Source organism: Candidatus Infernicultor aquiphilus, assembly GCF_002784285.1.
Lineage (GTDB): Bacteria > Atribacterota > Phoenicimicrobiia > Phoenicimicrobiales > Phoenicimicrobiaceae > Infernicultor > Infernicultor aquiphilus.
This window is the reverse complement of the sequence record NZ_PFKO01000232.1, coordinates 1-13,143: the sequence shown is the minus strand read 5'-3', so window position 1 is coordinate 13,143 and position 13,143 is coordinate 1. Positions and strand designations below refer to the sequence as shown.

General features: G+C 35.4%; 17 protein-coding genes and 1 pseudogene. 17 read left to right on the top strand and 1 reads right to left on the bottom strand.

Going from position 1 to position 13,143, the window contains the following annotated elements; translation table 11 throughout:
* The first annotated feature begins 221 nt into the window (after positions 1–221).
* The 10 genes and pseudogenes from COZ07_RS06260 to COZ07_RS06215 all read left to right on the top strand — a co-directional run bounded on the left by COZ07_RS06260 (position 222) and on the right by COZ07_RS06215 (position 6,268).
* Positions 222–419 (top strand): hypothetical protein, encoded by a 198-nt coding sequence (locus COZ07_RS06260; RefSeq protein ID WP_406607715.1) that lies wholly within the window; start codon positions 222–224, stop codon positions 417–419.
* Positions 412–1,179, top strand: coding sequence for a CsgG/HfaB family protein (locus COZ07_RS06255; protein WP_406607716.1), 768 nt, complete (start codon positions 412–414; stop codon positions 1,177–1,179). The genes COZ07_RS06260 and COZ07_RS06255 overlap by 8 nt, the downstream gene beginning before the upstream one ends.
* Positions 1,180–1,206: 27 nt before the next feature.
* Complete coding sequence (locus tag COZ07_RS06250; protein WP_406607714.1) at positions 1,207–1,995, top strand: hypothetical protein; 789 nt, start codon at positions 1,207–1,209, stop codon at positions 1,993–1,995.
* Positions 1,996–2,113: 118 nt separating this feature from the next.
* Positions 2,114–3,034: a mechanosensitive ion channel family protein gene (locus tag COZ07_RS06245; RefSeq protein WP_406607713.1), complete on the top strand. Its 921-nt coding sequence runs from the start codon at positions 2,114–2,116 to the stop codon at positions 3,032–3,034.
* Between the two features lie 35 nt (positions 3,035–3,069).
* Positions 3,070–3,387, top strand: coding sequence for a lipopolysaccharide assembly LapA domain-containing protein (locus COZ07_RS06240; RefSeq protein ID WP_406607712.1), 318 nt, complete (start codon positions 3,070–3,072; stop codon positions 3,385–3,387).
* Positions 3,388–3,423: 36 nt separating this feature from the next.
* A pseudogene (locus tag COZ07_RS06235) lies at positions 3,424–3,582 on the top strand (CorA family divalent cation transporter); the annotation flags it as partial.
* 42 nt (positions 3,583–3,624) lie between these two features.
* Entirely contained in the window at positions 3,625–4,422 is a 798-nt protein-coding gene (locus COZ07_RS06230; protein ID WP_406607711.1) for an HpcH/HpaI aldolase/citrate lyase family protein, read from the top strand.
* Positions 4,423–4,599: 177 nt separating this feature from the next.
* Complete coding sequence (locus COZ07_RS06225) at positions 4,600–5,058, top strand: DUF6512 family protein (RefSeq protein ID WP_406607710.1); 459 nt, start codon at positions 4,600–4,602, stop codon at positions 5,056–5,058.
* Positions 5,059–5,850: 792 nt separating this feature from the next.
* Positions 5,851–5,997 carry a hypothetical protein gene (locus COZ07_RS06220; RefSeq protein WP_406607709.1) on the top strand — a complete coding sequence of 49 codons (147 nt, stop codon included), beginning with the start codon at positions 5,851–5,853 and terminating at the stop codon, positions 5,995–5,997.
* A 25-nt stretch (positions 5,998–6,022) separates the two neighbouring features.
* Positions 6,023–6,268 carry a hypothetical protein gene (locus COZ07_RS06215; RefSeq protein WP_406607708.1) on the top strand — a complete coding sequence of 82 codons (246 nt, stop codon included), beginning with the start codon at positions 6,023–6,025 and terminating at the stop codon, positions 6,266–6,268.
* Positions 6,269–6,436: 168 nt separating this feature from the next.
* Here COZ07_RS06215 and COZ07_RS06210 read toward each other — a convergent pair whose 3' ends face one another.
* Positions 6,437–6,709: an RNA recognition motif domain-containing protein gene (locus tag COZ07_RS06210; RefSeq protein ID WP_406607707.1), complete on the bottom strand. Its 273-nt coding sequence runs from the start codon at positions 6,707–6,709 to the stop codon at positions 6,437–6,439.
* 542 nt (positions 6,710–7,251) lie between these two features.
* On the opposite strand from COZ07_RS06210, the gene COZ07_RS06205 reads away from it, so the two are divergent.
* The 7 genes from COZ07_RS06205 to COZ07_RS06175 form a co-directional block, all read left to right on the top strand.
* Positions 7,252–7,575 (top strand): LysE family transporter, encoded by a 324-nt coding sequence (locus COZ07_RS06205; protein WP_406607706.1) that lies wholly within the window; start codon positions 7,252–7,254, stop codon positions 7,573–7,575.
* Between the two features lie 277 nt (positions 7,576–7,852).
* Positions 7,853–8,035, top strand: coding sequence for a hypothetical protein (locus COZ07_RS06200; protein WP_406607705.1), 183 nt, complete (start codon positions 7,853–7,855; stop codon positions 8,033–8,035).
* A 522-nt stretch (positions 8,036–8,557) separates the two neighbouring features.
* Positions 8,558–9,082 (top strand): signal peptidase II, encoded by a 525-nt coding sequence (lspA, locus tag COZ07_RS06195; RefSeq protein ID WP_406607704.1) that lies wholly within the window; start codon positions 8,558–8,560, stop codon positions 9,080–9,082.
* A gap of 79 nt (positions 9,083–9,161) precedes the next feature.
* Positions 9,162–10,283, top strand: a complete 1,122-nt coding sequence (locus COZ07_RS06190; RefSeq protein WP_406607703.1) for an ABC transporter permease — start codon at positions 9,162–9,164, stop codon at positions 10,281–10,283.
* Complete coding sequence (locus COZ07_RS06185) at positions 10,283–11,203, top strand: ABC transporter permease (protein WP_406607702.1); 921 nt, start codon at positions 10,283–10,285, stop codon at positions 11,201–11,203. The genes COZ07_RS06190 and COZ07_RS06185 overlap by 1 nt, the downstream gene beginning before the upstream one ends.
* 96 nt (positions 11,204–11,299) lie before the next feature.
* Complete coding sequence (locus tag COZ07_RS06180; RefSeq protein WP_406607701.1) at positions 11,300–12,268, top strand: BMP family protein; 969 nt, start codon at positions 11,300–11,302, stop codon at positions 12,266–12,268.
* A 75-nt stretch (positions 12,269–12,343) separates the two neighbouring features.
* The coding region (locus tag COZ07_RS06175) for an ABC transporter ATP-binding protein (protein WP_406607700.1) at positions 12,344–13,143 on the top strand (800 nt) is incomplete at its 3' end.

Genomic DNA, 13,143 nt, shown 5'->3' with positions numbered 1-13,143 from the left:
TTTTTATTTTCAGGAGACTACCTACCTCTATTCCTATTTTAAACTCCATATTTTCTTTAAAATTTATTTGAATTAATATTTTATTGATTACTTTAAAAAAAAGAAGGATTTTTTAGATTTAATGTAGTATTTAAGATAAAAGAGTTTTAAAAAATATTTTATTTAAAATTTAAGTAGTATAGTATAATAAATATAATCATAATAATAGGAGGTTTAAAGAGATGATAAAAATAAGAAATATCTTATTCACAATTTTAATCGTTATTTTGCTTGCATCAAATTTAGGATTTTCAGCAGAACTACCCCGAGTAGCGGTTATCGGATTTGATTCCACTTCTCCTGGTTACCTCTGGAGTATTGATTCAGAGCTATCCAAGGCAGCTACAGATTTAATGGTCAATGCTTTAATTAATACTTAATCGTTTTCGGGTCTTTGAAAGAACTAAGGTAGAGGCCATCTTACAGGAACAAGATTTTCAAGTTACTTCAGGGAGAGTTGATCCTTCTACCGCAGTTAAAATTGGAAAAATGTTCGGGGTAGATTCTATAGTAACTGGAAGTGTAACTAGTATAATGTTTAGTAAGTCAGGAGGGATTGCTTTAGGACCTATAAATCTGAAGAAATCAACAGCTACCGTAACGATTATGGTAAGGGCGATAAATGTAACTACGGGAGAAATTATTTTTTCGGAAGTGAAAAAAGGAACTACTTCCAATTCTGGAGTATCTCTTCGTATCCCAGTCCCAGTGGTCGGAGGATTAGGTTTATCTTCTGAATCAGCAACCGACATTTTTTTAGCTATAGACGATGTCTGCCGGCAAGTCGCAGTAGAATTTGCGGCAAAATTGGATAGTAATTTAATAATATCTTCTTCCACTTCCCTGCCTTTAGAAGGATATGTAGTAAAAGTGGATTCCACTTCCAGTGGGGAAATAACCCAGGTTTATATAAATCTGGGAGCAAATTCGGGAATTCAGGTAGGGGAGGAAATAAAAATATCCCAGAAAGGAGAAGTTATTTTAGATCCTAATACTCAAGAAGTTTTAGATACAGAGTTAATTTTAGTTGCCCAGGCTAGAATAATCGAAGTTAAAGAAAAACTTTCTATTGCCCTGGTTACTACTAAATACTCTAATCTGTCTATAATGCCTACTGATATTGTAGAAGTTATTAGATAAAGATAAAAAAGAAAAGGAGAATAAATAATGAAAAAATCTCAACTAAAAAGTTTATCCATTCTAAATTTATTGAGCTTTGTTAGTATGGTTATCGTAAACTATCTAGTGGTCACCCTTCCTTTAAATAACAAAACTACTGGTGCCTTAGCTGATCAATATCCCAACCTTTTTGTGCCAGTAGGACTTACTTTTTCTATCTGGGGGATCATTTACTTATTACTGGCTATTTTTATAGTCTATCAGTTAGCTTATGCTTTCCGAAAAAATACTCCCGATTCCTCTTTTTTAGAAAAGATAGGTTTATTGTTTTTTCTTTCTTGTTTAGCGAACTTTAGCTGGATTTTTGCCTGGCATTTTGAAAGGGTCTTTCTATCTTTTTTGATTATGTTAATTCTTTTGTTATCTTTAATAGCGATCTATCAAAAACTAAATATTGGCCGTTCGGCTGCCTTAAAATCTGAAAAATATTTAGTCCATCTTCCCTTCAGTGTATATTTGGGCTGGGTTACCATCGCTACTATTGCCAATACTACCGCACTTTTAGTGAATCTAAACTGGAATCGTTGGGGACTAAGTGAACCATTCTGGACCATAGTAGTTATCATTATTGGTCTGTTCATTTCGCTGATGATGCTTTTTTATCGAAAAGACATTTTCTACTGTCTGGTAGTGGATTGGGCTTTACTGGGAATATTAATCAAAAGACTTACCGTAGATATGGTAAGGATACAAAGTATAATTACGATAGTTTACCTGGGATTAGTGATTATTTCCCTGGGAATCATCATCCAAATAATAAGAAAGAAAGTTTATTAAAAAAATAGAGTTATGCTGGTAACTACGACTATTAGGTCAAGTAAGAGTAGTAAAGTTTTAAAAGGGTAGAAATAAAATGAAAAGTGAAAAGAAACATTATAGGTAGGGTAAATTAATTATGCAAAACTTGATTGCAGGGATACAAAAAACTATTGGGTTGAGCCCTGAAATACAAATAAAACTCTTTACTTCGATAATTATTATTTTGATCCTCTGGTTTCTTCGAACCTTAGCTATAAAGTTGGTTCGGTTTCGTACTGAAGATGTGCGCATTAGTTATAACTGGAGAAAGATTTTAAGTTATATAACCATTATTTTAGGCATTCTTTCAGTTACCCGAGTATGGTTTGTAGGTTTTCAGTCTATTACTACTTTCTTAGGTCTATTAACAGCAGGTATTGCTATTGCCTTAAAAGATCTGATTGCTAATGTAGCCGGGTGGATTTTTATTATTTGGGGTAAACCTTTTAGTGCTGGAGATCGTATCCAGATTGGGAATCATGCTGGAGATGTTATAGATATACGAGTTTTTCAATTTACTATTTTAGAAATAGGTAATTGGGTGGAAGCCGATCAAAGTACCGGTCGAATTATTCACATTCCTAATAGTATGATACTAAATCAAACCTTAGCTAATTATAGTAAAGGTTTCCAATATATATGGAATGAGATTCCGATCCTTATCACCTTCGAGAGCAATTGGGAAAAGGCAAAAGATCTACTGCAAAAAATCGCTAATAAACATGGAGAACATTTAAGTCAAGCAGCTGAAAAGAGAGTAAAAGAAGCAAGTAAAAAATTTATGATATTTTATTCTAAACTTACTCCCATTGTTTATACTAGCGTAGAGGAAAGTGGGGTATTATTAACCATACGTTATCTTTGTGAACCCTCCCGTCGTCGGGACAGTAAACAAGCGATATGGGAAGATGTTCTGAAAGAGTTTGCTAAAAATAAGGATATAGATTTTGCCTATCCTACTCATAGAATAGAACATTTAAGTCAAGCAGCTGAAAAGAAAGTAAAAGAACCAAATTAGAAATCTAAAAAAAGTAAAGAAGGTGATTTATTTATATGCAGTTATTATTAATTGTAGGTATTATAATAGCTATTTTGGCTGTTGTTTTTGCACTTCAGAATGCGGTTCCTATAACAGTGAGTTTTTTAGTTTGGAAATTTGAAAGCTCATTAGCCTTGGTGCTTTTGATTGCAATTGCGTTAGGGGTTCTAATGAGTTTATTGGTTTCAGTACCTTCAATGATAAAAAGAAGAGGGATGATTTCCAGTCAGAAAAAAAAGATTAAACAGTTGGAGAAGAGTCTTCAAAGAGAAAGTGAAATTGAAAAAGAGAACGAAAGTAAAAATAAAGAATCTGAACTGCCCTTAGAATAATCATCCTCTAATTCAATTCATGAATCAAGATTATAAATTATTAAACATTTGACTTTTATAGTCGGCATTTATGGGATGAATTTTAAATATATGCCAGAACTTAAATGGGTCTGGTCTTATCCGGTGGTTTTATTAAGAATGTTAATTATGGGGATTATTATGGTTTTCTATTTTAGGAGAAAAAAATGGATGTAAAGCTAATTAATAATATTTTAAAGAATATTTAAGGAGTGAATTATGAGGAAAAATAAAGTAAAAGAGAAACTCCTAAGAGGAGAACCAGTATTAGGAATTTGGCAGAGTATCAATTCAATGGATCTTGCTGAAATGTCAGGTTATTCAGGATATGATTTTGTTATTTTTGATACAGAGCATGGTCCAATGTCTGCTGAATCTTGCATACCTTTAATTTGTGCTTCTGAACGGACTAACCTTATTCCAATTATTAGGGTAAGCGAAATTCAAAAAACATATATTTTAAAGGCATTAGATGTAGGGGCTATGGGAATTATTTTTCCAATGGTCAGCACTTATGAAGAGGCCAAAAAAGCCGTATCATGGTCTAAATACATCCAAAGAGAGGGGGAAAAAAGAAAAGAATTTAGAGGATTGATAAGTGTTAGTCGTGCAGCTGGATATGGCCTGGCGATTGACGAAAAAACCCACCTAAAGACTTCAAATAAAGAGATTATGCTCATTGTTCAATTCGAAACCAAAGAAGCAGTTGATAATCTGGATGAAATCCTCAAGCTTGAAGAAATAGATGTAGTTTTTATTGGGTCTTATGATTTATCTCAATCATTAGGCTTTCCGGGAGAAATTAATAACCCAATGGTAAAAAATATAATAGAAGAGGCTATTAAAAAAATAATAAATTCGGGTAAAGTGGCTGGTGCGATAGTGGTATCACCTGATTCGATAAAATATTGGATTGAATTAGGAGTAAAGTTTATTACTTGTCACCAAACCATAATTTTAACGAAAGCGTTAAGTAATTTTGTAGATAACTTTAATAAAGTTATTCAAGATTGGTAAAAAAATAACCAGTCCTTTGGCTTTTGCTGAAGGGCTTATTATTTGAAAAGAAGGATTTTAAAAAGTTTTATCGTAGATATAATTATAAATAATTTTACTATATATCTTTTAGGTACCACGCGAATGTCTTGAAGAGAAAATGAATACATGGTGGACTTCATATCCAAGGAGTTATAGATGATATCAACTGAGTATAAACGGTCAATTCTAATATGGGAAATCAGCTGCACTTTATTCGTGATATTTTTTGGTTCCATGCTCCATTTCATATATGGATGGACCAATCATTTATCAGTAATAGGACTATTTGCTCCCGTAAATGAAAGTGTTTGGGAGCATCTCAAATTGGGATTTTGGTCCTTAACTATCTTTTCGATCCCCGAATACTTTTTAATAGGAAAGAAAGTAAAAAACTTTTTTATTGCTAAATTAGCTGGAGTGTTCGCGCTTGAAATTGTAATTGTAGTGATCTTTTATATATATACCTCAATATTGGGAAAGGATCTATCAGCTATGGATATAGGTTCATATGTTGCAGGAGCTATCGTATGTCAGATCATAGCAATGCAAATCTTCATTAAGACCAAGCAAAGCAACCAAGGTAACTCTTTTGCAATTGCTGGCATTGTGGCATAACATTAATCTTTATGCTATTTACTTATATCACACCAAGAATCCCCATTTTCAAGGATAAGAATACCGATGAATATGGTGCAAAATGGGGAATAGAAACTATGCAATAGTAAGTAGAGGCAATATTTAAGCGCTTTGTTAAAGAATGATATCCATTAAAATAAGATTAAATTCCTATTTGAGCCTTGACCCCACTTACACTGAACCTTTCACTTACAGTGGGAATGGGAAGGTTTATAATCTTTAAGAAAAAATGATGAAATCTTTTATTAAAGATATTGACAAAAAATCTTTTTTACTGTATATATATTATATTAATTGGTCGATCAAATCTTATGATTGTCTTGCTCTCGTTTTAAACTTTTAAGAAAGTGAGGTGATTTTAATGTCGTGCTGTGGTGATAAAAAGGATAAAGGTAAGGATAAAGGTAAGGATAAAGGTAAGGAAAAAGGTAAGGAAAAGAAGACAGAATAGTTATATCGGTTAACTTCATATATAAAAATGCCAGGTTATCTCTTTAATTAAATAAATAAGAGTTTAAGGAACCTGTGCCAGTCATTTCTATAACTAGCTTGACTTACTATTAAAAAAAACAAAGAAATCCTTTAGATTAAGCCCTGACCATTCTGTAGTTCAGGGCTTTTTGTATTTATTGATTATAATATTGGAATCTCGTTCCGAACGCCCTATAGCTAAAGTTATTACAGTATCTTCTAAGGAGGGATAACTATTTAAAAGGTATCTTCTCTGATCAAAATTTAAACGTTTTTAAAAAATTTATCTTTAAAAAGGAAGTGATAATAGATACTCCCAATACAGCTTTAGATAAAAAAGTAGACAGAATTTTAAATTTATTACCTAAGGAAGAGGAGTCAAAAGTAATTAAAAAGAAAGTTAAGCCAGTAAAGAATGTAGAAGAAGAGAAAGAAGAAAAGGCTTGATACTTTTATAAACTATGAGTATTGGATGGACCCTAAAAATATTGATGATTTAATAGCTCAGGATATCCGGATCATATTTTTACTTGAATATATACCGCCATCTCCTTTAAATACATTACTTCTTACTCCAGAACAAAGGAGAGAATTTAGAGCCCAAATCCTTGAATTTCGGAAAATAAAACCTAGTGCTTTATTTGCCCATCCAGATGAGGTCTCTAATCTTGCTCAATTAGTTGGTGCCTATAAGACAAATATGAATTTAGAGGAATAAAATAAAAATAAAATAATTAAAGATAATATGGTTTTTTAAAATTAGCAAGCTAAATAGGATTGGACAGATGTTAAAACATATGAAAAGAAAAGATTAAAAAACCCTTTAGTATTTAGTATATGTACTAAAGGGTTTTTTGTTTCTTAACTAAGATATTTTAACTAAAACTTAATAACGTTTTCGGCTATCGTTAAAATCTCTTCTGGGTTTTTGCGGACGAGCTTCATCAATCTTTAAAGGACGACCTTCAAAGTCAGTATCATTTAAAGCTTCTCTAGCCTTTTCAGCTTCTTCTGAAGAAGACATTTCCACAAAACCAAAACCTTTGCCTTCGATAATATTGACACTTTTTACAGTACCATGATTACCAAAAAGCTCTTCCAGCTTCTGTTTAGTTACGGAATAGTTTAAATTTCCGACATAAAGCTTACTACCTTGCATACCTTCTCCTCCTTTTTTATTAATTTATTCAGTAACATTTTATTTAGAGATAAAGTAGAACAAGATAGAAAAACTCTATTTAATATATTACTGTAAGCCAATCTTCAAATAAAAGATTGCCTTCTAATGTTATAAACTGTTTATTTTATAACATTTGCACTTATTGGTAAGTGACTACATTATTATATATATTAATTGGGAAAAATGTCAAGCATTATTTAGTTTTTTAATAATAATTTTTTCAGTTGGGGGAGAGTATTTGTCTTACAACTTGGTTAGCTGTGGTTCAGTGGAATGCAATTGGCAGCTGTATTTATGCTGATAAATTCTGTCTTGGACGCTATAGAAAATATTCCTTTAATTCCATTAAAGAAAATGTCTTCGGGATCAGATTCAGGGAATCGATGATGATTTTATCCCTGATGTCCTGGAAAACGCACAATTTTAATTTCAAAAAAAGAGGATTTTATGGTATGATGTTTTATTAAATATACCATAAAGATAAAAAATAATAGATTAACTTTTCAACTAAGGAATAAAAAATGTTACTATCTACTTTTTTATTAGAAGCAGTCTTAATCTCTTTATCTGGAGTGGTAGCTCCCGGACCGGTTACTGCAGTAACGGTTAGTAAAGGGACTAAATCTCCTCATGCCGGAGCAATTATTGCCCTGGGGCATGGGATAGTAGAAATTCCTTTTATGGTTTTAGTCCTTTATGGTTTTAGTGAAATATTAAAAATAACTTACGTTAAAGCGATAATAGGTTTACTGGGTGGCATGGTTCTCTTCAAGATGGGCCTCGACTTACTTAAGGGGATTAAATCAGAAAAAATGATTCATCTAATGATTCACATTCTCCTCTGATGGCTGGAATTATACTTACTCTGGCCAATCCTTATTTTCTGGTCTGGATGGCCACCATTGGTTCTATTCTCATTTTTTGGTAAAAAACTCCAACAGGGACTATTTTTTATTTGTGGAGTTTTTCTCCTATTTTTCAGCGTTAAATTTATCTTCGATGCAATAAAAATACTTATTTCTTTATAAATATTTAAACCAATGGAGCGAATAGGAATGAGGGAAGAAGGGTATTTACGAGAAAGTGTATAGTTCAAAGACGAGTGGGCGGATGATGTAATCTATGCGATTCTCGAGAAAGAGTGGAGGTTACAAGGAAGGAAAAAAGATGAATAAAAAAGAAAATAGTATTAAAATAACCCATCTTATGCGTAGAGAAATAATAGAACTAATAAGGACAAAAACTATAATGGAAGGATATGAATGTTGTGATTTTCGATATGTGCAAAAACAAAGATATAATTAGCTCTACCTTATACCTGACTTTGCCCTCTGCCTGAGGAACTGATCCAAAGGACTTTTGCTACTGTGGTTCAATCGTCAAATTTTATTACTAACCATCGAAGCTAACTTTGCTATATATAATAAGGGAGTGGTTATTACAGTCCGCTCTATTTAGAAAGGGCTTTATATGTATTGATTAATTAAAAGGAGGTAAAAGGTTATGTTAAAAAAAGAGCGTCGTGGTGGGAAAGAGCGTAGGTCAGGACTAAACCGCAGGATTAGTAATGATTCGGATTATAAAGGACCTGAACGCCGAGGTGGCCGAGATAGGAGATCCGGAAAGAATCGAAGAAAGACGGTCTTAAAGACCGGGATACGTTAAGAGAAAGATGGGGATAATCTGTTTAAAGCCCTTTGGCCGGTAAGTTGAAGGGCTTTTTTAATTGAATTTTTTAAAAAGAAGGCATTTAAAACTATTATCGGGTATAATAAAATAAAAGAAAAGCTTCTTACTCACCAAGATTAAAAAGAGAAAAGGGAGAAAATGATTAGTTATCTGAAAAGATTAAAGATTCTAATATTTGTATCGATTATAAGCGTAGGAGCTGATCAGCTGGCTAAATACGCTGCTAAAAAATTACTTCCTTATGGTGCAATGACTAGCCTTATGGGTGATACGATAAGGTTACAGTACCTTAAAAATAAAGGGGCTTTTTTAAGTCTGGGTGCTTCTTTACCCGAAGAAACACGATTTTGGATTTTTATGGTCTCAGTATCTTTAGTGCTAAATATTATATTTCTTTACCTGATTTTTTCGAAAAGGCTGTCCTTTTTACCGACCCTTGCTATATCCCTGATCTTCAGTGGAGCGATGAGTAATCTGATTGACCGACTGACTTATGATGGTGCGGTAATCGATTTTTTAAATATCGGAATAGGAAAGTTGCGGACTGGTGTATTTAATTTAGCTGATTTTGCAGTTATCTGCGGAGTTGCACTGCTCTTTTATTTTAGTCTATTTAATCACCTACAACCTGAAATTCTTTTAATTAAAAAGAAGGATTTTTAAAACTTTTGTCGAATATAAAAAGGTAAAGAAAGGTAAAGAGGAGAATATAAGTAAAACTATATTATATAGAGGTGGTAAGATGAAATACAAGAGGGTCCGGGAAATATTAACCGGCCTTATTCCTATAGCGGCGTTTCTCCTTGCCCTGTTAATGGGGACAATGATGATTGCTATTCTCGGAATAAATCCCTGGGTTGCCTACCAGGCCCTGTACAACGGTGCGTTTGGGAGTATAAATGCTATAGCAGACACCATAGTCAAGGCAACTCCTTTGCTTTTCGTAGGGTTGGGAATTTGTATTGCCTTTCGTGCTGGGGTATTAAACATTGGCGGGGAAGGTCAGCTGGTAGTTGGAGCTCTCTCCGCCACTATAATTTGTCTTACCTTTCCAGATTTAGCCGGTTGGATACTGATTATTATTGCTTTGTTGGTTGGACTCTTAAGTGGAGCGATATGGGGAGGAATTGCTGGATTTCTTAAAGCTTATTTTAATGTAAACGAGATCCTGAGCACCATAATGCTGAATTATATTGCGGTTTATGGGATGAATTATCTTCTTCGTGGACCGATAATGGACCCTCTCCAGGTAAAACTTGGCTCCTTTATTCCTCAGACTGCCCGTTTACCTCAAGCAGTTGACCTTCCTCGCCTTATTCCTACTCGTCTTAATCTGGGAATCATAATTGCCATTTTTTTTGCTATTCTGGTTTATATTTTTCTCTGGCGGACCACCATTGGCTTCCGTATCCGAATGATAGGGCAAAATATACCAGCCTCACGAGCGTCTGGAATTAATGTACCGAAGTATATGGTCCTTGCTTTTTTCTTAAGTGGAGCTTTAGTGGGATTAGGTGGAGCAATTGAAGTGCTGGGGGTCCATCACCGGATGTTCACCGATGGTTCCGCATCTGGTTTTACTGGTAGTGCGGGCTTTAATGGGATTGTGGCTGCTTTGTTTGGCCAACTTCATCCCCTGGGAACAATTCCAGCTTCCTTATTATTAGGAGCACTTCTTACCGGAGCAAATAAAATGCAAAGAGTAGTGCAAATACCTTCTGCATTGATTGGTGCTTTAAACGGTCTGATTGTACTCTTCGTAGTAGGAAGTGAATATCTACGCCGTAGTCAGGCTCGGCGGGTGGAACTGATTACCGAAGTGGGATATAATTCTAAGCATAAAAGTAAAAAGGAGGATGAATAATGGAAGCGATTATTATTGGGATTACAAAATCTGCAATTCGTCTGGCCACACCATATCTCTACGCTTCCATTGGAGAAACACTCGGGCAGTTGAGTGGGGTCCTTAATCTTGGGGTAGATGGGGTGATGCTTATGGGAGCCTTTAGTGCCTTCTATACGGTTCTTAAGACTGGAAATCTTGGACTGGGCTTGTTAGTTGCCATAGTAGTCGGAGCAATATTTGGTCTTCTGATTGCTTTTGTTAATGTTACCTTAAAAGCTGAACAAGGGATTAGTGGAATTGGGTTTTATATATTCGGTCAAGGGCTAAGTAGTGTCTTATTTAGTGTGATGATAGGATCAGTACATACGGTTAATGGTTTCCCTCCCCTTCCTATCCCTTGGTTTTCTGATCTCCCGCTGGTGGGTGAAATCTTATTTCAGCAAAATATCCTGGTATACGGTGCCTTTGCCTTGATTCCTCTATCCTGGTTTTTGTTGACTAAGACTCCTTTAGGGCTTAATATTCGAGCGGTAGGACAAAACCCCCAGGCTGCCGACTCATTGGGGGTTAATATTGTGCGTATTCGCTATTTCACGGTAATAGCAGGTGGAATACTGTCTGGGATTGCCGGAGCGTCTCTCTCTATTGCTCTACTCAATGTATTTCAGCAAAATTTGACTAATGGAATGGGGTTTATTGCTGTAGCACTGGTATATTTTGGAGCTTGGCGTCCTCTAAGTGTTCTTAATGGTGCACTGCTATTCAGCACTGTAAATGCTATTCAGATCTGGGTTCAGGTAAAAGGTATTAATATTCCCCCTGATTTTACCTTGATGATGCCTTATCTGGTTACTATCGTGGTGCTTACCGCAATGGCTAAACGTCGTGTACGCCCCCCTGCTGCATTAAATAAGCCTTTCCAGCGTGGAGAGGAATAGAAAGAGGAGGTGATTAATAATAAGATAAAGTACTGAAAATAATAAAAGGTTTTCTATATTCAAAATTTTAATATTAAAAAATAGGAGGAATAAAAAATGAAACGGAATAAAATAATAATAATACTTACTATAATAAGTATTTTTGTCTTATCTCTTGGTATCGGAGCAAGTGCGGAAGCCTTCCGGGTAGCCTTAATTATGCCCAGTACGATTAATGATTTTGCCTGGAGTCAAAGTATGTATGATGCCCTGCTTACGATTCAAAATGAGATGGGTAAGGAGAATTTTCAGTTTGTCTATTCAGAGAATATGTTTGTAGTAGCAGATGCTGCGGCTGCTATTCGAGATTATGCCAGTGAGGGTTATAATTTGGTAATTGCTCATGGTTCGCAGTATGGAGCCTCTTTAGCAGATATTGCTCCTGATTTCCCCAAGACGAGTTTTGCCTGGGGGTCAACTGCTAATGTTTTTGCTGATCAGGGTATTACTAATATATTTGCCTATGAACCTTACTCTGAGGAAGGGGGCTATGTTAATGGTGTCCTGGCCGCAAAGCTTTCCAAGAAGGATATCTTTGGAGTAATTGGTCCGATTGAGACTGGTGATGCCAAACGTTATACCGAAGGATTCAAAGCTGGTATACAAGCAGTAAAGCCAAATGCTCAAGTAAACGTAACCTGGATTGGTTCTTATAGTGATGTTGCCCTTGCTTCCGAAGCAGCACAAACTCATATTAATGCTGGAGCAGATGTTCTTACTGGCACAGCGCAGATGACCGTAGGAGCAATTGGAGTAGCGCGTCAGAGAGGGGCTCTCTGGTTTGGATATGATGTGGACCAATCTGCCCTGGCCCCTAAAAATGTGATCTGTAGTGTAGATGTTGACTGGGTAGTTGCCCTTAAGCCAATGATTGACCTGATTAAAAAAGGAGAGAGGGGAGGTAAAATCTTTACTCTTAACTTAGCTAATGGTGGTCTCAAAATGGTTGTAAATCCAGAAGCACTGGTAGGCCAAACCATCGAGGATATAGTTAAAGGAAATATTCAGGTCAAGGTAGAGAAGTAAAGATAGATTCAGAGTGCCCTACAGAGCTCTGGTCTTCATTTAGATATGATAAAAAATAGTTCTAAAATAATTAATTTGATCAAGGTCGAAACAGTAGAGATGAGAGGAATAGTGAAGCAGTTCCCAGGTGTCCTGGCCAATGACCACATTAACTTTGATGTCCATGTAGGGGAAGTTCATACTCTCCTGGGTGAAAATGGAGCTGGGAAAAGTACTCTAATGAAAATTCTTTATGGTATATATCACCAGGATGAAGGTGAAATTTACGTTAATGGAAAATTGGTTAATATACGTTCTCCGCTGGATGCAATTCGACTGGGGATTGGAATGGTCCACCAGCATTTTATGCTGGTCCCTACTCTTACGGTAGCAGAAAATGTAGCCTTAGGACTTCCTTCCTCACGAAAGTTTCTTCTTGATCTGGATATGGTCACTGAGCGTATTAAAGAGCTAGTCAAAATAAATGGTCTCTATGTTGATCCAGAGGCAAAAGTATGGCAACTCTCTGTAGGAGAGCAACAACGAGTGGAAATATTGAAAGTCTTATATCGCGGAGCTTCTCTCCTTATCTTGGATGAACCGACTGCTGTTCTTACTCCGCAGGAGGTGGAAGAACTCTTCCACGTCTTGCGGAGTATGATAAAGAGGGGATATACTATTATTTTTATCAGTCATAAACTTCGTGAAGTTCTATCTTTAAGTAATCGTATAACCATACTGCGTGATGGTAAGGTAGTAAAGACTCTTCCTGCTGTGGAAGCAACTCAAGAGAAACTTGCCCGCCTTATGGTGGGGAGAGAAGTTCTTTTGCAAGTTGAACATCCTGCAGTAAAACTTGGGAAAGTAGCTCTTGCTTTAGAAGGAATTTGGGTTCA